Source organism: Streptomyces sp. NPDC014623, from assembly GCF_043088245.1.
In the GTDB taxonomy this organism is placed as follows: domain Bacteria; phylum Actinomycetota; class Actinomycetes; order Streptomycetales; family Streptomycetaceae; genus Streptomyces.
This window is the reverse complement of the sequence record NZ_JBIBZU010000023.1, coordinates 17,823-37,551: the sequence shown is the minus strand read 5'-3', so window position 1 is coordinate 37,551 and position 19,729 is coordinate 17,823. Positions and strand designations below refer to the sequence as shown.

General features: G+C 69.5%; 18 protein-coding genes. 6 read left to right on the top strand and 12 right to left on the bottom strand.

The features are described 5' to 3' along the window. Nucleotides 1-153: 153 nt before the first annotated feature. The 9 genes from ACF1FZ_RS29345 to ACF1FZ_RS29305 form a co-directional block, all read right to left on the bottom strand. Complete coding sequence (locus ACF1FZ_RS29345) at nucleotides 154-798, bottom strand: hypothetical protein (protein WP_391776421.1); 645 nt, start codon at nucleotides 796-798, stop codon at nucleotides 154-156. Then, nucleotides 795-1,925 (bottom strand): NlpC/P60 family protein, encoded by a 1,131-nt coding sequence (locus ACF1FZ_RS29340; RefSeq protein ID WP_391776420.1) that lies wholly within the window; start codon nucleotides 1,923-1,925, stop codon nucleotides 795-797. The genes ACF1FZ_RS29345 and ACF1FZ_RS29340 overlap by 4 nt, the downstream gene beginning before the upstream one ends. After that, complete coding sequence (locus ACF1FZ_RS29335) at nucleotides 1,922-4,462, bottom strand: hypothetical protein (RefSeq protein WP_391776419.1); 2,541 nt, start codon at nucleotides 4,460-4,462, stop codon at nucleotides 1,922-1,924. Before ACF1FZ_RS29335 ends, ACF1FZ_RS29340 begins: the two co-directional genes overlap by 4 nt. A gap of 62 nt (nucleotides 4,463-4,524) precedes the next feature. Continuing rightward, complete coding sequence (locus ACF1FZ_RS29330; protein WP_391776418.1) at nucleotides 4,525-4,728, bottom strand: hypothetical protein; 204 nt, start codon at nucleotides 4,726-4,728, stop codon at nucleotides 4,525-4,527. After that, the gene (locus ACF1FZ_RS29325) at nucleotides 4,715-7,351 is read right to left on the bottom strand and encodes an ATP-binding protein (RefSeq protein WP_391776417.1); all 2,637 of its coding nucleotides are present in this window, start codon (nucleotides 7,349-7,351) and stop codon (nucleotides 4,715-4,717) included. Before ACF1FZ_RS29325 ends, ACF1FZ_RS29330 begins: the two co-directional genes overlap by 14 nt. Further along, entirely contained in the window at nucleotides 7,351-7,902 is a 552-nt protein-coding gene (locus ACF1FZ_RS29320; protein WP_391776416.1) for a hypothetical protein, read from the bottom strand. Before ACF1FZ_RS29320 ends, ACF1FZ_RS29325 begins: the two co-directional genes overlap by 1 nt. After that, nucleotides 7,899-8,213: a hypothetical protein gene (locus ACF1FZ_RS29315; RefSeq protein WP_391776415.1), complete on the bottom strand. Its 315-nt coding sequence runs from the start codon at nucleotides 8,211-8,213 to the stop codon at nucleotides 7,899-7,901. Before ACF1FZ_RS29315 ends, ACF1FZ_RS29320 begins: the two co-directional genes overlap by 4 nt. Further along, a complete protein-coding gene (locus ACF1FZ_RS29310) occupies nucleotides 8,210-9,166 on the bottom strand; it encodes a conjugal transfer protein (RefSeq protein ID WP_391776414.1) in 957 nt (318 codons plus the stop codon). The genes ACF1FZ_RS29315 and ACF1FZ_RS29310 overlap by 4 nt, the downstream gene beginning before the upstream one ends. Nucleotides 9,167-10,038: 872 nt before the next feature. After that, nucleotides 10,039-10,641, bottom strand: coding sequence for a hypothetical protein (locus tag ACF1FZ_RS29305; RefSeq protein WP_391776413.1), 603 nt, complete (start codon nucleotides 10,639-10,641; stop codon nucleotides 10,039-10,041). 418 nt (nucleotides 10,642-11,059) lie between these two features. Here ACF1FZ_RS29305 and ACF1FZ_RS29300 point away from each other — a divergent pair, with 418 nt between their 5' ends. Next, entirely contained in the window at nucleotides 11,060-11,212 is a 153-nt protein-coding gene (locus ACF1FZ_RS29300; RefSeq protein ID WP_331730877.1) for a hypothetical protein, read from the top strand. Between the two features lie 118 nt (nucleotides 11,213-11,330). Here the strand turns inward: ACF1FZ_RS29300 and ACF1FZ_RS29295 are convergent, their stop codons facing one another. Further along, nucleotides 11,331-12,524: a DNA cytosine methyltransferase gene (locus ACF1FZ_RS29295; RefSeq protein WP_391776412.1), complete on the bottom strand. Its 1,194-nt coding sequence runs from the start codon at nucleotides 12,522-12,524 to the stop codon at nucleotides 11,331-11,333. 102 nt (nucleotides 12,525-12,626) lie between these two features. Continuing rightward, nucleotides 12,627-13,964: a hypothetical protein gene (locus ACF1FZ_RS29290; protein ID WP_391776411.1), complete on the bottom strand. Its 1,338-nt coding sequence runs from the start codon at nucleotides 13,962-13,964 to the stop codon at nucleotides 12,627-12,629. Between the two features lie 196 nt (nucleotides 13,965-14,160). Between ACF1FZ_RS29290 and ACF1FZ_RS29285 the strand changes: the two genes are divergently transcribed. From ACF1FZ_RS29285 to ACF1FZ_RS29265, 5 genes are all read left to right on the top strand, one after another. After that, a complete protein-coding gene (locus ACF1FZ_RS29285; RefSeq protein WP_391776410.1) occupies nucleotides 14,161-15,234 on the top strand; it encodes a tyrosine-type recombinase/integrase in 1,074 nt (357 codons plus the stop codon). An 18-nt stretch (nucleotides 15,235-15,252) separates the two neighbouring features. After that, nucleotides 15,253-15,588, top strand: a complete 336-nt coding sequence (locus ACF1FZ_RS29280; RefSeq protein WP_391776409.1) for a helix-turn-helix domain-containing protein — start codon at nucleotides 15,253-15,255, stop codon at nucleotides 15,586-15,588. A 401-nt stretch (nucleotides 15,589-15,989) separates the two neighbouring features. Further along, nucleotides 15,990-16,661 carry a hypothetical protein gene (locus ACF1FZ_RS29275; RefSeq protein ID WP_391776408.1) on the top strand — a complete coding sequence of 224 codons (672 nt, stop codon included), beginning with the start codon at nucleotides 15,990-15,992 and terminating at the stop codon, nucleotides 16,659-16,661. Further along, nucleotides 16,658-17,389, top strand: coding sequence for a hypothetical protein (locus tag ACF1FZ_RS29270; protein WP_391776407.1), 732 nt, complete (start codon nucleotides 16,658-16,660; stop codon nucleotides 17,387-17,389). Before ACF1FZ_RS29275 ends, ACF1FZ_RS29270 begins: the two co-directional genes overlap by 4 nt. Before the next feature lie 179 nt (nucleotides 17,390-17,568). Continuing rightward, on the top strand, nucleotides 17,569-18,294 hold the full coding sequence (locus tag ACF1FZ_RS29265; RefSeq protein WP_391776406.1) for a nucleotidyltransferase domain-containing protein: 726 nt from the start codon (nucleotides 17,569-17,571) through the stop codon (nucleotides 18,292-18,294). Nucleotides 18,295-18,692: 398 nt separating this feature from the next. Here the strand turns inward: ACF1FZ_RS29265 and ACF1FZ_RS29260 are convergent, their stop codons facing one another. Beyond that, on the bottom strand, nucleotides 18,693-19,703 hold the full coding sequence (locus ACF1FZ_RS29260) for a phosphoadenosine phosphosulfate reductase family protein (RefSeq protein ID WP_391776405.1): 1,011 nt from the start codon (nucleotides 19,701-19,703) through the stop codon (nucleotides 18,693-18,695). Between the last annotated feature and the right edge of the window lie 26 nt (nucleotides 19,704-19,729).

The window sequence follows — 19,729 nt, the reverse complement described above, 5'->3', positions numbered from 1 at the left end:
CACCATCGCTGGTCACGGCGCATGTCACGGGATGCAGCACTCGGGGAGCAGACGTCCCCGGCAACAAGAACAGGGGAGCCGTCGCGCAAACTCACCACGGCTGCGCATCCGCTGGCTTACTGCGGAGGCGCGGGCTCTCGCTTCGTCCGGAGGTCACCGCACGGGCGTCCAAGCCCCGGCTTGCCGGGTGAATCGGAGGGTCGCGGTGCGTCCGTCCATGAAGGTGCCGGCTGGGTCGGCTCCCGCCCAGACGAGGTGCACCACGGCGCCGGCCTGATTGCTGTCGTCGCGACGGGCGATCAGCGCCTGGATACGAACCCGGGAGTACGCGGCGGCCGAGGGCGAGTCCGGGAAGTAGTCGGGCCATTTGGTCCGGCCCGCGCCGGTGAGCTCGGCCATCCACACCGCGCGTCCCAAGGCGGTCAGCTGCGCCTCGTCGGCCGGTGCGAGGTCGGAGGGGAGCGCTTGTTCCAGGGCGTCCTGGACGAGAGGGTCGGCGCGGGGGCCCGCTCCCGGCTCCGGCAGGGCCCGCGCGGCCGGTACTGATGGGGTCGCTGCAGGCGCTGCCTCGACTGCGCGGGGGGTGGTAGACGGTTCGGCGGTGATCGGCAATGTTGCATCAGCGCTGGGGAGTGCTGCGGGGCGGGTCGCCGATGCGGGGGACGGAGTCGTGCGGGGCGCACCGGCTTCGTGGTGCGCGGGCATGGCGTACAGGACCAGAGCGCAGCCGGTCGCGGCAAGCGTGCAGGCGACGGCCAGCAGTGTGCGGCTGCCTTGCGGGGCGGGTGGGTGAGTCACAGGATTCGGGCTCCTCCGGCGTAGTCGGCCATGGAGCTCACGGAGTCGACACGGACCCTGGTGCCGGGCTTTGGGGCGTTGATCATCTGGCCGTTTCCGAGGTAGATCCCGACGTGGTGGATGGTGCTGTTGCGGGTGGGGATGTAGCCGTAGAAGACGAGGTCGCCCGGCTTGAGCGCGCTCACGCCGGCGGAGGCGGGGATCCGCCTGCCGACACCCGCCTGCTCGGCGGCCGTGCGCGGCAGCCTCACACCGGCCCGTGCGAACGCGTACAGGGTCAGCCCGGAGCAGTCGAAGCCGATGACGGTGCGCCCGTCCTGGCCGCCGGGTGAGCAGCACACTCCGCGGGAGGGTCCCTTGGCGTTGCCGCCGCCCCAGGAGTACGCGATGCCCTTCTGGGCGAGGGCGGCGGACAGGACGGTGCGGGCGGTGCCGGTGACCTGGCCGATGTCACCTGCTCCGGCGGAGGCTTCGTCGTAGCGGTGGATCCAGCTCAGTACGTCGGCGACGTAGGCGTCGGAGTGGTTGTAGACGAAGATCGCCCTCTTCAGCTGGGCTTCGTCCTTGAGGTTCCGGCCCTCCCCGCAGAGGTAGGAGGCTGCCGCCAGTGCGGCATCGTCCGCGTTGTGCGGGTCGATGACTCCGTCACCGTTGGCGTCCTCGCCGTACCCGCGGAACGTCTGGGGCAGGAACTGGAAGGGGCCCACCGCCCGCTCGTAGACCGGGTCGCCGTCCCATGCGCCGCGGTCGGTGTCGGGGAAGACGCTGGTGTTTCCCCCGACCCCGGATCCGTTCAGTGCCGGGCCCAGGATGTGCGGGCTGATGTCTCCGGCCGCGCTGATGCTGTGCCCGCCGGCGTGGTTGGACTCGATGCGTGCGATCCCGGCGAGGATCTGCCACCGCATGCCCCGACACCGGGGCGCGACGTCCTTCACGCCGACGACCGCGTTCTTGTACGCGGCGAGCATCCGCTCCGGGATCCCCGGCGCCGATCCTCCGATGTCCTCGCCCTGATCCTCGCTCATCGTGGTGGCGGCGGAGATCATCGAGTTCATCGGGGCGACGCAACTCACCACACACACCAGCAGCAGCACACCGAGGAGACTCGCCTTCTTCCAGGCATTCACTCCGGATCACGGCCCCACGAGGGTTCGTTCTCCCACCCGGTGCGCTGTGCGCGCATGAGGGCGTCGAAAACCCGGCGGCGCGCGTCGACAGCCGCGTCCTCCTGCCGTGCCGCTGAAGTGTCGCCTGCACCCGTGCCCGGCGGCACCGACGAGGTCGTCGTCGGGGCGGTGGCGATGATCGCTGTGGCGGCGGCGTTGCGCGCCGCGGTGCGTACCGGCGCGGTGGGGTCGTGGGCCTGCCACATGGCGGCGGCTTTCTGCGAGACGTGGTCGATGCCCGCGGCGGTGGCCCGGCCAGCCGAAGCCCACTCACCTGTGTCCTCACGGACCTGGTTCGCAGCGACCCGCAGCTGTGTCTGGGCATCACGGGTGACCGCGGTAGCTGCCCGGGCCCCAGCCTTGACGTTCCGGGGCGCGCCGAGCGTCGCCCCGTACCCCACCCGCGCGGTGCGGCTGGCGATCCGGTATCCACGGAACCGCATGGCACGTTCGTGGATGCGTGGGCCGACGAGCGGCCGGTCGGAGGTCGGGTCGTGCAGGATCTCGCCCGTCTTCTTGTTGACGACCATCGCCCCAGCACCCCCCGGCCCGCCTGATCCGCCGGGTCCGCCGGACGGGTCCGCGACACCCGATTCGCCTGTGCCACCCGGTCCCGGGCCCTTGCCCTTGGCGATGAGCCGCAACAGCTTCACGGACTCGTCCTCTTCCTGGGGGCGGCGGCCGATCAGGGATGCGTAGGCGCCGCGCAGCGCGAGGCGGCCTCCGGCCAGGCCGAGCATCATCGGGGCCATTCCGCGGCTGCCTTCGGCGGCCGCTTCACCGAGCAGCCGGCTGCCGTCGATGGGCTGGCCCGCGCCGTCGGCCATCGCGGCCACGCCGTTCAGTAGCCCGTGGCGCATCCCGAGCATGTGGCCGGCAGCGCTCGGGCGGCCCAGCAGGCCCATGCCGAGGCCTGCGCCTGCCTGTCCGCCCAGGTTCATGGCGAGCGCGGCACCGATCTCGGAAGAGTCGCCGGGCAGATGAGAGCCGCCGACCTTCGCGTACCGCATGCGCATGGCCATGCGGTTTCCGAAGGAGGTGATACCGGTCAGGAGCCGGCGGTGGAAGGCCAGTCCGACCAGGGCCATGACGTCCAGGAGCAGGATCCGTTCGATCATCAGGTCCGGGCCGTTGGTGAGAATCGCGTCCACGGCGATCCCGAAGAACGGGATGAACATGCAGATCCCGAAGGTGGACAGCATGCTGATCGCGAAGACGGCCAGCCACTTCCACACGGCCTGGCGGCCTGGGCCGGGAAGCATGCCCAGGACGAAGGCCACGACACCCCCGGCGGCGGCCGCGACGTCGGCGGCCTGGGTGCCCAGCAGCACGATGACCGCAGACAGCAGCATCGCGCAGATCAGCAGGGCAGCGATCAGCAACAGCACCGCGCCGCCGGCCCGCCACCACGTCGGCTTCTTCGCGTACTCGGCGGCTGCCTTGCCGACCGGCCCCGCCTTCTCCATGTCGGTGAGCGCGGCGGCCAACTGCTGGTCCTCCTCGGTCAGAACCGGGCTGGGAGTCTCCAGCAGCGCGTTGCCCGGGGTGAGCGGCGGCAGCACCGCGTCCCGCTTGTGCCCGTCGCTCTCACAGAACTCCTTCGCCGGGCCGTCGATCTTCTCGCAGGGGTCGTTCTTGCCGTCCTGGCCGGTGAGGTAGTTGCCGGAGACGAGCCGCAGGTGGATGGCGTAGGCCTTCCTGTCGGAGGCCTTCGCCGGGTCCAGGATCCGGCCCCACTGCAGCAGCATGTAGGGCTTTACGACCAGCGCGTTGGTCACCGACTCCTGGATCGGCCGCGCCACCTCGGTCGCCGAGGCCGGCTTTGCCCTCTCGCGCTCGAGGCACTTGAGCTCAGCCCCGCCCGCCAGGCTCGCGCACGGCTCCGCACTGGCGACCTTCCCGCCCCAGCTGTAGGAGTTCACCGTCAGCTGCGCGACCTCCGCGGCTCCTTCCTGTGTCGCGACCAGCGGGCCCTGCTGGGCGAGCAGGTAGTCGGGGCGTACGAACGCCGACGCGGCGAACGCGGCGATCAGCAGCGTGAGCACGATCTCGCCGAGCCCCTTGCCGACCTTGCCGCGCATTACCATGACAAGCCCGAACACGAACGCCCATGACAGCAGCAGCCCCTTGAGGCCAAGGGTGTCGACGACTGCGCTCTCGTAGGCGTCCGACACCTTCTGTGCGGGCCCGGCCAGCATGTGCAGCAGGGGGAAGCGGAACGCGAACTCGACCGCCCAGCAGGCCAGGCCGACGAACACCCGGGTGATCGTGAACAGGCCGCTCAGGACGAACGCCAGGCCCTGTGACTTCAGGGACACGATGGACCCGCCGTTCGCGGACAGCTCGTACCCGTCGATTGGGATCCCCTCGGAGGACCGGATATTCAGTGGCGCGAGGAGGTCGGCCGAGTCGTTGCCACCGGTCGCGGCGTGCGCGACCGACGCGTTGACCACTAGGAACACGATGACCAGCACACACACATACAGCGCCTGGCGCACAGTGCCGCGCTGCGGGGCCCACCTGCGGACCCACCCACCAACGGTGGCGGCAGTCAGCGACGTCACTGGTGCCCCCCGCTCTGGCGAGCCGACGATGCCGGGTAGTACACCAGTCCAGGAACGGGTACTTGCATGCACGCCTGCTCGGGCAGCACGTGCTGCCCGACGACTGAGGTGAGCGCAGGCAGGGCCGGAGCGCACATGCCGAGGAGCGGCACGCTCACGAGGAACAGCAACGCCAGCCGGTCGGCCTTAGACGTCCGCACGGTGGACCTCCTCGGCGGTGGGGGTAATCGTCCGCGCGGAAGGAGCGGCGGTCGTGGGCGTGGTGTAGATGGCCTTCTCGATGCGGGGGACCGGGGGGACGTGGACCTTGATGCGGCCGACTTGCATGCGTGGGTCACGCAGGAGCATTTCGCCTTCGCGGCCCTTCTGGCCGACGGGGGACAGCCCGGTGGTGACCAGGCGGAGCAGGTCCTCGTCCTCGCTGTCCAGCCCGAGAAAGGCGAGGCCCTTGCGGGCGCGGGCCTGGTCGCTGGTGCGGGCCAGGACCTTGTAGGCGAGGAGCCCGGAGTCCTTGCCGAGCTCGTCGGCGTCGTGGGCGGCCAGGATGCAGCCGGCGCCGTGCTTGCGCCCGTCGTGCAGGATCTCGTGGACCAGGGCGCTGCCTTCGGCGCTGCTGGTCAGCCAGTACGCCTCGTCCATGGCCACGGTGCAGAACCGGGACGGGTCGCTGAACGCTGCCTGCCGGGCGATGGCCGCGATCAGGTAGAGCACCGCCCTGCCGATCAGGGCCTCCAGCGGCTGCTGCCGCAGCACTTCCATGTCGGCGAACGCCTCGCGCGGCGGCAGCGTGAGACCGGTGGTCGTCATGACGACCATGTCCGCGCTGAGATCGCCGTCCAACGTGACCGGGGGCAGGCTCGGGTCGAAGACCATGCCCGCCAGCGGGTTCGAGCTCACGATGGACAACAGCTCGGACATGGTCGTCGCAGCGTCTCGGCGGCTGGAGCCGGGCGAGCTGCTCGACGCCAGAGCGCTGAGCGCCTGCAGGACCGATGCCATGGACGGCTCCGGGCCGGCGGCGGCCTCTTCGACCGCGTGGTGCAGCACTGCACCGGACGCGGACATCGGCCCGACACCGAGCTGCAGCGTGAGGTAGGACAAGGCGTAGTGCGCGCCGACGGGTCCGCCGAACACGCGCAGCGGATCGATGGACAGCTGGGCCTTTGCCGCGTCGATGACCTCGCACCGGCCTACGGCCGCAGATTGCGCGAACGTCGCCCACTCCCGGATCGGGGTGCGGTCGATGACGATGGCCCGCCCGCCCCGGTCGGCGACCGCGGCGACGAGGAGCTTCTCCAGCACACTCTTGCCGCCGCCGAGGTCCCCGACGATGCCCATCGAGGCGCTCGCGTTGCGCTGCGGGGCATCCGCGAGGTTGATCAGGACGGGGCGGATCGTCCCGCAGTCCAGGTCAACGCCGATCATCATGCCGCTCGGGTCCCCGACCCGGGTGTTCGTGAACGCACCGCTGGCGGCCCAGTCCTCCGACAGCTGGTGCTGCGTGAACTCCCGCACTGCGGCGGGACGCACCGCCCCCGGCAGGCCCATGGCGAACAGTGCTTCTTGCATGCCGTGCGGTCGCACCGCCCGGTAGTCCCCACCCGAAAGCAGCGCCACCAGGGCCCGGGCCCGGGCATCACACACCACCGGATCCGGCCCCCACACGGTCAGGACGGTGACGGACTGGACCTCCACCTCGACGCTCGACCGGGACAGCCTGGCGTCCTGCTCGGCCAGAGCCCCGGCGGCCTCGGGCAGCGAATGGGGCATGCCGGTGGGCTGAGCACCGTACTGCTCGGCCTGGTCCAGCAGCTCCTTCTTCTTCCGCCGCACCTGCTCACGCGCCCGCTCGGACGGGACCACCTGCATGTCGACCGTGAAGTCGACAGGGAAGTCCAGCGACTCCAACTGCGCCAGGAGATCCGCGGACTCCAGCGCCTGCACCGCGGGGAACTCCGCCAGCGCGAGATGGGCTTGGTAGCCGGTCCCGGCCTCGCACTCCACCTCCAGCCACCGGCGCGCCAACGGGGAAGCACCATCCCCACGCCACCACGACGCCCCGCCCGGACCGGAGCGGCCCCCCTTTCCCTTCTTCGCCTGCTTGCGGGTGTCGCCCTGGTCTGTGGTGGGGCGGCCGCCTTCTGCGAGGCGGACCTGGCCCAGGTCGGCGTAGGAGGGGGATCGGAGCTCGTCCCCTTGCAGCCGGCTGCCGTAGAGGGAGGACTCCTCGGCGTCGGCGAGCAGTGGCTCCTCCAGGCCCCGGTGCACCGCGTGCTGGAGCATCCACACAACCTCCGCCGGGCGGGCCGGCCGCAGCGACAGACCACCACCGAGGGCTGCCTGCACACGGTCCGCCCGCTCGGTGAACTCGGTGACCTCGTCCGCAGCAACCGGCACCGGGTCCAACCCCAGGGCACCGGACAGCTCCGACCACATCGCCGACCCGTTCGCCGCCAGATCGAACCGGCGCCCTGGCGAAGTGAGCGGAACGGCAAGCCACAGGGTGCGCCGGTGCATCTCCTGACCGGCCAGCAGATCCAGAGCAGCCGCGGTCGTCTCCGCCCAAGCCGGCAGGCGCTGCCAGTCGACACCCTCAACCATCTGCTCGGCGACCTCACCCGGATCGACCCGGGCCGCCAGCCCGAACAGGCGTGGCGCCCCGGCCAGAGACCGCACGAGAGACGTGACCCGACCGAGGAGCTCGTCGCGGACCTGCGGCGCCACGTAGCGGCCGCCGACCGGGGCCACGCGCCAGATCGCCCACACGGTGCCCGACACCGACCACACCAGATGCCCGGCTACATGCCGGAACGGAATCCGCATCAGGACCTCCCCGTCTGTGCCCCGACGAGCAGCCCGGCCAGGCCGGTGACCGGCACCGGCCGCGCCGCCCGAGCCCGCGCGGACGGCTTCCTCTTAGCCTTCGTACGGCGCCGTGCCGCCGGGACCGGAGCCGCGGCAGGGGCGAGGCGGGCGGCCTCGTCCACCGCGGGCTCGACGATGAACGTTCCGGAGAGCAGCGTGGACGAACGGTCGCGGGCCACCCGCCCGGCAATACGTCCCGCAGGGTGGCGGGCCAACAGCGCCAGCCAGCCCAGAGCAGCCGTCATAGGGGAGCGTCCGTTGATCTTCGCCCCGCGCACCGCCCATACGGCGACCAGCCACAGCACCACCGGCACCGGGCCCAGCCACGACCACCACGCGAACGTCTTGACCAGCAGCAGCGCACCGCCGCCGAGCACCGCCAGCTGTGCGGGCGTGTACGGGCCGAACCAGATGACCCAGTCCCCGAGTTTGCCCAGCACCCACGGATGGCGACGTGCAGCGGTGTAGACCCGGGCCACCCGCTGCCGGTCCGTCTTCGCAGCGCTCACAGGACACCACCAGGGGCGGGTGCCTGCTCGGTAACCACAACGACGGCCGCGGGCTGCGAGTTGGCGGGGTTGTTGACCTCGTCCTCGAAGATGTTCGCCAGCGAATCCCGCGAGTTGTAGATGCCCAGCGCGAGGACGAGACCGATCAGGGCCCCGATGCCCGCCTTGAGGGAGACCTTGCGGACGACAGTGATGACGACGATGGCGATCAACGCGACCTTCAGGCCCTTGTCGCCCCAGTCCTCCAAGGTGCCCAGCCACGAATCACCGAGCGAATCGAGCTTTCCGGCCAGCACGAGAGAGCGGCTCACTGCTCCTCACCCCCGGCAGCGGCGGAGTCATCAGCGGGCGGCTCGGCTGTCGGGTCAGCTCCGGCGTGCAGGGCGGTGACTTCCCACCGTCCGGACCGGGCGGTCATCGTCAGCTCGTAGGCCAGCGGCCACTGCTCCGCCTTCGCGGCCAGAGCGGTCACCCGCGCCTGCACCCGAACGCTCGTCCCGTCCTCCGGCACCGGGCCGGCGGCCACCTCGGCGTCGGCTGAGACGTCCTCGACCCGGACCGCGGTGTACCCGGCATCCGCTACCGCCGCGAGCTCCGTCCCCGGGGACAGATACCGGTCCACTTCACCGACCCCCGCGAGGTAGGCCCCGAAGAACTCACCGAGCGAGGCGACCAGCTCGCTGTCGGCCGGAAGCCGGTTCTCGAACCGTGAGGCACCGGACGCCGCCAGCACCGGACCGGCAACCCGCGCCGGGGGAGCCGTCACCCGGAACGCCCCTGCCCCACCCGCAGACTCCTTCGCGACCACCGGAACGGCGAAGTACTGCACCGCCCGCGCGGCCTTCCCGGCCTCAGCAGCACTGGCATCCTCGTCACGGACGGTGAACTGCGCAGCGATCACCACCGACCAGCGACCACCCCCCAGACGCTCACTGCGCACCGCCATCACGGACTGAACCGGCTGCGCACTTGCCGCGCCGGTGTGAGAGGGCAGTGCCACGTCGGGGGCCAGCGTGTGGGCCATGCGGGCCGTCTCGCTGTCCGGCGCCGCGTCATCACTGCGCAGCCACAGATCACAGAACAGCGCAGCCACACCGGACGGATCGGCGGTGCGCACCGGGGCCGCGGCGACGGCCGTGGGTTGCGCAGCGGCTACGACCGTGCGGGGCATTGCGCAGGCGACCACCAGCGCAGCGGGTCCGGCGGCGAGTGCTGTCCAGACCCCGATCCGTGCCAGGGAGACGCGTCGCTTCGCCTCCCGCAAGGAGCTTGTGGGCGGCTCGGACGGGCGAAGCGGAGGAGGGGAAGACGCCGCGGGGGCGGGCCTTCGAGAGGTTCCTACGGTCATGCCAGGGCTCCAAGGAGAGAAGCGGTCAGATCTTGTCTCCAAGGAACCCGGCACCACTCACCGGAAAGCTCACCACGACAACCCGGTTGAAATCACGGTTGAAGCACGCCGCCCGTGGTGAGTTTCTGCACCCGGTGGTGAGTTCGGCCCGCCACTCACCATGCCTGGTCAGAGCCCCAATCACCGCTTCTGAGACGCCGAGGAGGGCCGGGAGTACGGACGAGGGGCGCAGCCGCGACTGCACAACTCACCACGGCTCGACACGGAACTCACCACGGCTCGAAGCGGAACTCACCACGCTGAATGGGCGCGCGAAGAAACTCACCACGGGACGCCGGGAAACTCACCACGGGATGCCAGAGAACTCACCACGGGCAGCGGGCTCCTCACCACGAACCAGACGCTCGTGCCAGCCGGCGGCGCGACCGGCAGGAGCTCACTCGACCCGTCGTGAGGAGAACTCGCCACCCCTTGCTCGATCGCCCTGTCACAGACGTCCATCCGAGTGCGCATCCGTCGCTGCGCAACCGAGCCCTGTCGCACTGCGCAGTCTGCGCCGCGCTCCCCAAGACTCGGCGCGGAACACACTGCGCACCCGCCGAGTCGTGTGTGCGGCGCCCCCTTCACACGCCTCCCGGAACGGCTGCGCACTGGGCAGGCGGCACGGTGGAACGGGCCGATCCAGGCAGACGAGGTCGGGTGCGCAGGAGTGAGACCCGCTGCACGCACCTCGCTGTGCAGTCACCGAAAGCGACGATCACAGGCGGGGGACCGGTCCTCGAGACCGACTACTCGGCTGCGGCCCGAGCCTCGTCGAGCAGTCGGTAGGCCTGCCGCTCCGAGATCTCCTCGGCAGCGGCGACCTCGGCCGGCGTCAGCTGCGCTCCGGCATCCTGCAGCATCTTGCGCACACGCTCCTTCCGGGCATCGGCGCGCGCCAGGCGGGCGTCGACTATGCGGTTGCGGGGCTTGGTGTCCTTGCTGCCCTTCGGGCGACCACCGCCAGCTCCTTCCCCGGGCCGGTTGGCGTCCCACTCGAGGATCGTGCTGCGCCGCCAGTGGGACACCCCGCACACCTTCTGATCGGGGCTCGGGGCGAAATTGTGGTCGATGTAAGAGTTCCAGGCTGTCGGCTTGATGACGTTCTGCAGCTGAAGGCGGGCCTCCTCCCGGTCCAGCAGATCGTCGGCCGACTCGACCTCGGCGATCGCGGGGATCTCCCGGCCGGCCAGGTGCGCCTCCACCTGCTCGAGGTCCCAGATGCTGGTCCTTGCGCCGGGGCGACTGATCGGGGCGGGCAGCGTCCTAGCCAGGGCGGCGGGCAGAGTCTTGCGCCCCAGGAGCTTGGCTACATCGGCGGTGCCCACGGGAGTGCGGCCGGCGCGGATCATGTGAGTCTCCTTCAACGGCCCTGCGCGATGCGGGCCTGAGTGGGATCGGGTTTGGGTGCGCACCGCGACCAACGGTGCGACATGAATAACCGTACAACATTTACATGAAAGGCGGGTAGCCGGCGGCGCCGCGAACAGCCGGAGATCCTGCATTCGGGGCGTCAGGAACAGCCTGGCCGGTTGCAGATGTACTCCCAGGCGTGGCGCAGGAGCACGTGGTGAGGGCTTGCACTGCTAACTGGCGTCCGGAGCAGAGTGGGTGTGGCGCGGCTGTGGCGATCCATTCGCCACAGCCGGAGCTCTTGAATGCCCCCTTTCCCTCTGTTGGTCTGACCGCAGAGCTTCCCCGCCCGACGGCGAGACCTTCCCCTTCCGCGCCCGGCCTTGGTTCCGTGCGCTTACGACCGGAGACCACCTCATGAATCAGCGTCCGCTCGACACGCAGCACCTGCTCCTCGTTCTCCTTGCTGCGGCCGGCACCTTCTACGTGGCCGCGGTCCACCCCTCGCTGACCGAGCCGATCGTCGCGGCCGCGGCGATCGCCACCCTGGTCTGGATCGTGCGGCAGTGACACGCCGCCCTGCCCGCCCCGGGGCACCAGGGGCCTCGTGTCCGCCTGAGGGGCAAGCCGCCGCGGTCCCGACCCTCCAGCGAGAGGGCCGGGGTGCGGCGGCGGGCGGCGGTGCTGGTCAGTTCAGGCTGGGCAGCAGGCGCTGACCGAACCACGTGGCCGCGTTGACGGGTACGGCGTTTCCGACCAGGCGGGTCAGGTCGGCGCCGGTGGTGCCCTCGAAAATGTGGCTGTCGGGGAAGCGCTGGGCGCGCGCCTTGGTGCGCAGGCTGATCATGCTGACCTCGCACTCATCGACCGTGCGGCCGGGCCGCACGAGCATGTGGTGATTGCCCTCTGCGGTGATCGCGCCGATCGGCTCGTCGAGGGACTGCACGGTGCAGTGGTTGCGCAGCACGACCAGGAACGGCTCGCCCCCGAACCGCTGCAGCCCGATGGCAACCTTGCGGCCGGTCTCCTCCGCGTACGGAGTGAATTTCTTGTGGTTGGGCTTGCCCGCGCCGAAGCGGCGGCCGGGCACATCGAGATCGATGTGGCCGCGGATCGGCTGGGTGACCGGCTCGACGCGCCTGCCGCACCGGACGACGGGGCAGGCGTACCGGTACTGCTTGCGGTAGACCCCCACCTTGCGAATTCCCGGCTCGTCGAACCTCTTGCTCCAGACCTGCACGCCCTCGACCGGTCCGCACTCGGTGCACCAGCACGCGGGGCGCACCTGGAGGTCAGGTGCGGGCAGCCCCTCCTTGAGGAAGACGAACATGATGCGGTCGCGGTACTGCGGCGCCGCCTCGTTGCCGGGGCCGGAGATGTGCGCGGCGTTGAACGACACGATGTGCGGCACCATGCCCATGGCCCTCCACACGTCGAGCCAGGCCTCGAACGGAACCCACCGCGTCGCGAAGTCAGGCACGTTCTCGCCGCAGACCATGTCGTAGTCGTGCACCTCGTGAGCCCGGATCAGATCCCACGCCGTCGCCCTGGTCCGGGACCATGCCGGGGCCGGGGCCCGGCCGCCCTCACCAGGCTTACGGCTGGTAGCCGGCTGCTGGCTCTTGGTGGAGTTGCGCCCGGCCGGTGAGGCTTCCTTGCAGATCGGCGACCCGAAGCACATCCGGGTTCCCGGGATGCGCCGGAAGTCGAGGTTGTTGATGTCGCACTGCTCGTAGGCCACGGTGGGGAAGTTCCTGCGCAGCGTGGCGATCGCGGGAGCCGCGTGGTTCGCGGCGAACCGCGGGTCGAACCCGGCGGCCGCGAAGCCCACCAGATCTCCGAGCCCTCCCGCGAACAGATGCGTCGAAGTAATGCCACTCATCACGTGAGCTCCTTGTCGGAAGCGGTTCGGGAAGCAGACGAGGGGCCAACCCCGTCTGACATAAACAATCCTAGCACAATCAAGGCGACATGGAGGGGGTGATCACGCCCACCCCGAAGCCACCGGCCCCGCGAACCCCAACTGCTGCGCCGGACGCGCCCCGCGCAACGGCCTCCGCCACGTCCCCGACCGGCCGGTCACCGCCGACCAGACATCCTTGAAACCGCCACGCTGCTTGTCCTGGGCACCCGTGGGAGCAGCCGTGACGAATCCGACCCCGTGCGGGTAACCCGGTCCGGCATCCTGGTACACCGCCCGGCGAATACCCGACAGGGCGCCGCGCTCAAGCCGCGCCCCCTCGGCTGCCATGTCGCTCACCCAGGCCTCGGCAGCTGCCCGTTCGCCCTCGAACAGCGTGCGTACCGACCGCCGCGACTGCCCCTTGCGAGCGGGCTGCCTGCACGCGGCGTCGCCGCGGCACGTGGGAGCGCCCCCTTGCTCGTCGTGGGCCCCGCGGCAGAACTCGGTCCGTTCGTGCCGGCACCACCAACGCGGAGAGCGGCAGCTTCGGCCGTGCAGCGTCCGGCACTCAGGAGTGCGCTTGGCGAGGTAGACCCGGCGCACCTCGTAGACGGCGAACTCGGCCTGGTCCAGCGAGGCCTCGAATGCCTCCAGCACGGGCTGGTTGCGCTCGTCCTCGGTGAGATTCCGGTACAGGGACGTCTTCGCGTACAGACTGGAGTTCTCGTTGAGCGCCATGGCCGCGTACTCCAGCCGCAGGGCGGAGGCAGCCAGTTGCGGGAACCTGCGCAGCCGCGCCTCGTGACTGGCACGGGACGAGCAGACCCCCGAGAAACAACACATGACACAAAACGACTTCTGGATCGGCTCGCCGGTGACGCTCAGGACGTAAGCCTCGACCTCGGCCCGGTCCAGACGCTCCTCGATGAGCGGGTAGTACGGATCGCAGATGACCCGGCCGGCCTCCTTGTTGTGCCGCGCCTGGATCAAAGAATCCTTCTCCGCGCGGGACAGTTCCCCGAAGTGGTACCCGATGGCGCGGCGGAATGCGGTGGTCCCGAACTCGGCGGCCGCCCACGAGTCGAGGACGAAACCCTTCGCCTTGATCGAGCAGGTCCGCGTGCCCTGGGCCAGGGTCGGGACGGTGCCGGCCGCTCGCAGGTCCTCGGACAGGACCCACGGACCTTGGGCATGGACCCGGCGCGGACTGCGAGTGTCGCTGAGGACGACAATGCCGTCACCCTCGAAATGGCCTCCGCGGGCGACCTGGACGAACCGCACCGCATGCGCGCGCATGCGCGGCAGGATGTGCCGTTCGACGTACTCCAGCGAGTCGGGCCATTCGTCCCCGGTCACCGCGTGCACGACCGTGAGATCCGACAGGTCCTCGCGCAACCCGTAGGCGGTGGGATCCTCCATCAGCTTGAGGAGATGGGTTTCCCTGCGGGTTCGGTAGCGGTGACGCCGACCGCGGGTGTTGGTGATGGCCTGCGACGTGGGACGACGGCGGTATGTCACTCGTTTGAGGGGACTGTGATGCATACGCAAGTGCAGTGATACTCCTTCGTGAATCCTGAAGTTCTGATGGTCGGGCTGAACTTGGGCGGGTGGTTGTGTGGCCCTGACGGTGGTGCGGGAGATCCGGCGTCCATACGACCCGGACGTCCAGGCGATCGAGGATTTCGAGACCGACGTGCTATCCGGGTTCGTGCTGGCGCGGGCGGCGTCAGGGATCGCGGACGGATCGATCCGGAGGGAGATCGGCGACCTCGACCTGATCAGGTCCTGGTTCGGCCGGCCGTTGTGGGAGATGGATCCGCCGGATGCGGACCGGTACTTCGGGCAGGCAACCCGAGGGCTGAGCGTGAGCACGCGCTACCTGCGCTCGTTCGCGCTCGCCACGTACTTCCGGTTTATCGAGCTGCGGATGAAGCCGCAGTTGTATCGGCTGACGGGGAGGGTGGTCGAGTGCCCGCTCGACGAGATGAACACGCCACGGCATCAGTCGCGTATGGAGCTGCGGATCCCGCCCGCGCAGCACGAGATCCAGCAGCTCTTCGCCGGATGGCGGGAGGATCTGGCGGGCTGCCGGAAGTTCGCGCCAGCGGCCAGGAATTACGTGGCGTCCAGGCTGATGGGCCAGGTCGGTCTGCGCATCAATGAGGTGCGCATGCTTGACCTCGCCGACGCGCACTGGGACCTCGGCCGATACGGGAAGCTTCACGTCCGCTTCGGCAAGGGCGCTCGGCGCACTGGTCCCCGCGCGCGGATGGTTCCGCTGATCAACGGGGCGGGCGATCTGCTTCGCTGGTACGTCGAAGAGGTCTGGGGTCACTTTCCCGCGGACCCTGCCCGGCCTGGTGCGCCCATGTTCCCCTCGGAGCGGCGGGCCACCGACGGCACGAGTCTGCGGGTGGGCGATCACGCGCTTCGCTTGGGCCTGGCCGAGGCTGCCGAGCGGCACCTTGCGAACTGGGACGGGAAGATGACTCCCCATGTCCTGCGGCACTTCTGTGCCTCCGATCTCTACTTGAACGGCATGGACTTGATGGCCATCCAGGAACTGCTGGGGCACGAGTGGCTAGTCACGACACTTCGCTACGTCCACGTCCACCGGGGTTTCGTTGAAGAGGCGTGGCAGGTCGGCCAGCAGCGGGCAGCGGCCCGCCTGACCGGGCTTGTGACCTGAGTGGAAAGGAGCGAGAACGTGAAGTGGAATCTGCGGCTGGCAGCCGCGAACCGGGGCATTTGGAAGGCCAGCGAGCTGCAGCGGATGCTCGCGGAGCACGGGCTGGTGATCAGCGCGGGGAAGATGTCAGGGCTCTGGTCCGGGGAGCCGGCCAGCATCAAGCTGTCCGACCTCGACGTCATCGTCGCCGTGCTGGACTGCGGGATCGAGGAGATCCTCATCCCCGAGTCAGTTGCGTCCGGCGTGGCCGAGCAGCCGTCGGTTCCGGTGGCCCGGGCGGCCGGGGAGAGTGGCGGTCCGGTGCCACCGCCTGTTCCGCGCCGCCGGGATGGCCGATCCCTGCCGCCGCTGTGATGCCGCACCAGCCATTCCGGCCCTGTGATCAGTGCGGTAGCCACTGCCCGTGTGACCTGGGCTGGTCGGTGTGCTGGTGGTGCCGCCACCCCGGCCAGCGGCACGCGACGTGCGGGGCCTGCCAGCAGCCGGTATTCAACGGTAGGTTCTTTGCCGCCGGGCGGTGCGAGTTCTGTCACCCCCAGCGGCGGCGTCGGTGGAGGAGCTGTGACCAGTGCCGGGCCTGGTACAGCGGGAAGCGTACGACGTGCAGCGGCTGCACCGGCTGGCGTTACCGCCACCCGCCCGGCACCTGCCGGGAGTGCGGGTCAGTCTTCTTCGTACGAGACGAGCACTGCCGTGCCTGCTGGGTCCAGGCCCGCATTCTGGAAGATGCAGATCTCACCGAGGGACAGGTGCGGGTGGACCCCCGGCCCTACTTCGCCCGCATTGCCCGGACGGGCTACCAGTTGGAGATTGGCTGTCTCAAGCGCACCACCCAACTGCTGAACCCGAGGTGGCGCTACCGCGAACTCCAGCCCACCCCGCCCGCCGCCCCCGCGCGACCACCGGCGAGCTGGGAACAACTACGGCTGTTCGACTCGGGCCGTGACTTCCGCCGCTTCCGCAAGGCTGACCACGCAGACTTGGACAATCCGTACCTCGTAGCGGCCATGGGGCTTGCTGATCGGAAGGCGGAACTGTGCGGATGGAGCCCGGAGCTCCTCCGGCTCACCCGCCGTGGCCTGATCGCCGTGCTCTTCGGCCATCAGGCGGGCGAGACTGTCCGGTACTCCGAACTTGTGCCCCTGTACGCCGACCGGAAGATCAGCGTCACCCGCGTCAGCGAGGTCCTGCAGGAGGCCGGACTGCTGAACGATGACCGGCCCGACAGCTTCGAAGCGTGGCTGGCCCGACGGACCCATGACCTTGCGCCGGAGATCGGCGAGGACGTCCGACGTTGGCTCCGGGCAGTCCACCGAGGGGGCCTCGGCGTCGTCCCCGAAGTCGCAGTAGCAGCTGGGGGTTCATGTCGGCCGCCCACTCCACAATCCTGGGCTGGTCAGCCCGCTATAGCCACCTGCGGGAAGTGAGCCGCGCTGACGTGGAGGCTGCCCTCGACGCGCACCAGGGCTGGAGGCGCAAAGAGCTGCACATCAGTCTTCGGTCGCTCTTCACGCACCTGCGTCGCGAGAAGGCGATCTTCCAGAACCCGACGACCGGGATCAAGGCAGGTGCATATCCCCAGCCGCCTATCCTGCCGCTGTCGCAGGAGTGCTACACCGACGCCGTCGCCGCGGCGACCACCCCCGAACAACAGGTCCTCCTCGTCCTCACCGTCGTCCACGCCGCCCGTCGACCCGCCATCAAGGCTCTCACCGTCGACGATCTAGACCTGCCCAGCCGCGCCGTCACCATCGGCGGCCGCACTCGGCCCCTGGACGAACTGACCCACCAAGTCCTCCACGGATACCTTCTCCACCGCCACCGCCGGTGGCCCCACACCTCCAACCGCCACCTGCTCATTACGCGGGTCACCGCCCACGGCCACGAACCGGTCAGCGACTACTGGTGTCACCTGCAATTCGCCGGCCGCCGCGCTTCCCTAGAACAGATGCGCATCGACCGCCAGCTGGAGGAAGCCCTGGCGGGCAACGGCGACCCCCGCCGGCTGGCCGCAATCTTCGGGATCTCGGAGTTTACGGCCGTCCGCTACGCCAATGCCGCCCGCGCACTCATGGACGGCATCCTGGAATCACTGCCACCGCCTACCACAAAACGTGGTCGTGCTGAGATCGATCACGGGAACTCGGTCGTGTAGTGCTCGCACCGACGCTCGGGCAAAGGACCGTTTGTAAGAAATTAGGGTTGCGATCCCCGCCGGATTGAGTGTTACGTTGCTCTGCTTTGCTCCGATCGGAAGGAAAGCAGATGGAGGTCCCCTCCTTGCACAGCCAGTTCCTTAGCGACGCGCTTCCTCGGATCCGGCAGGATGCACGCGTGACCGGCGTGGCGATCACCGGGTCCCTCGTGGGAGACCGCCACGACGTCTACTCGGACGTGGACCTGATCCTGGTCATCGATGACGAGGCGTACGACGCGGTCATGCGGGAGCGGCTCGCGCTGGTCGGCTCCTGGGCCTCCCTTGTGGCCGGATTCACCGGGGAGCATGTCGGCGAGCCGCGTGTGATCATCACGCTCGTTGGGCCGCCTCTCCTGCACGTCGACTTCAAGTTCGTCCGGGCCTGCGACTTCGCCGAGCGGACTGAGGACCCGGAGATCCTGTGGGACCGGGACGGCCTCCTATCTGGCGCCCTCGCCCAGCAGCCGCCGGTCACTCCGGCGTTCGACCTCCAGTGGATCGAGGACCGGTTCTGGATCTGGGTGCACTATGGTGCGACGAAGCTCGGCCGCGGAGAACTGTTCGAGACCATCAGCTTCCTCACCTACCTGCGAGAGACCGTACTCGGCCCCCTGGCCGCCCGCCGGGTGGGCGCGATCCCCCGTGGTGTACGCCACCTGGAGGCCATCGCGCCCGAAGAGACTCGCAACCTTCTGGCGACTCTGTGCGGCTACGACCGCCACGAAGCCGGACGGGCGCTCCTCGCCAGCGTCGATCTCTACCGTCGATGGTCCGATGCGGGTAGCGCGGTCGTTGAACGGCGCCACAACGCCGAGAAGCTCGCCATTCAGTACCTCCACGACGTCATCGACCAAGGCTGCTGACTGTTGCGGGCTGAAGTACCTCGCCACTCTTGTCTGCTCGGCCCACCTCCCCCCGGTCAACGCTCCAACCGCCCGGGGATGGGCGGGGGCCGGCCGACAGCCGACCGAGCGGCACGGCGAAGTCGGGAACGCAGGGCTGCGGGCCCCCTGCCAGCCTGATCCAGGTACAAGTTCGGCCTTGAGGTCCCTTCGAGAATCATGAACTCGCAGCGGACGGATCGCGGTCGAGTCGGCGCCGAGGCCGTAGGACAGAACTGTGGGGCGCATCAGAAACTCCAGCCTTCGAGGGGGAGCGGCTCGGGACGGTGCCAGCCGGCCGGTGGGGCCAACCACGGGACGGCAGGAAGGACGGTGCGGGCAGCCGTGGGGCGGTGCGGTTCACCGCCCCACGGGGACGTTCAGGCGGCGAGACGCAGCAGGTAGTCCAGCGTTCGGGCTTCACCGATCTGGGCAGCCATTGCCGTGCCTCGGGGGTGGCGTACGGCGGGCCCCTGGGCGGCGTCGGCGGCCTCGGCCCGGCGGACGATCTCCGCGATGGGCAGGTTCTTCTTGAAGTCGTGACCGACGTACTGCTCCAGGTCGACCATCTCGGCGGCCTTCTCCGGCCGGAGCCTGGCGGCGAGCTCAAGGTCGCCTTCGGACGCCAGTACACAGAACGAGCACGACAGGCGAGACATGCCCCAGTCGTAGACCGGGCTGTACGGGAGCCCGGAGCGCGCGATCTCCGACCACACCTGCTTCACGGTCCAGGCGTGCAGAGGAAGCCACGTGTAGACGGTGCGCTTGCCGTTGCTTGCGCCCTGATCGAGTTCGAGCATCGTGCGCTTCTTGCGGGCCGGACTCTCCTCGGCCCGCATCCCCATGCAGTTCAGGATCCGCACCGGACGGCCCAGCCGGCCGCCGAAGTCGTCGACCAGCCGCGTCATCAGCGGCCGGACCTGCCCGCGCTTCTGGGCACTCGTGCAGTACCTCGCCTGGGATGACGGCCAAGCTGGCGTGGTGGTGTCCCCCTTCGCCCGCAGGGTGTGGTGCCGGTCCTTGATCTGCTGGATGAGGTCCCCCTGCGCACGGGAGACGACTTCGAAGCGCAGCCCGTACGCGGCTGCCTGCGCCTCGGCGAGCTCACGGGTGCCCTTCCACTCGACGTCGCCCAGATCGCAGTGGACGACCACGATCCGGTCGACAACCTGCGCAGCGGAGGCCAGGGAGAACAGGTGCGAGAGCATCGCCTGACTGTCCTTGCCACCGGAATGGTTGAACAGGATCACGTCGGCCCACGTCAGCAGCGTGGTGGAATCCGGCTCGTCCGCGGCCGCGAGCCGGTCGGCCGCCAACTGCGCGACATCGTCGGTGGTCGGCCTGGTGGGAGGGAGGGACACAAGGGCGGAAGGCGACAGGTGAAAGGCCAATGCGGCTCCTTCGGTGGGAGTGGTTC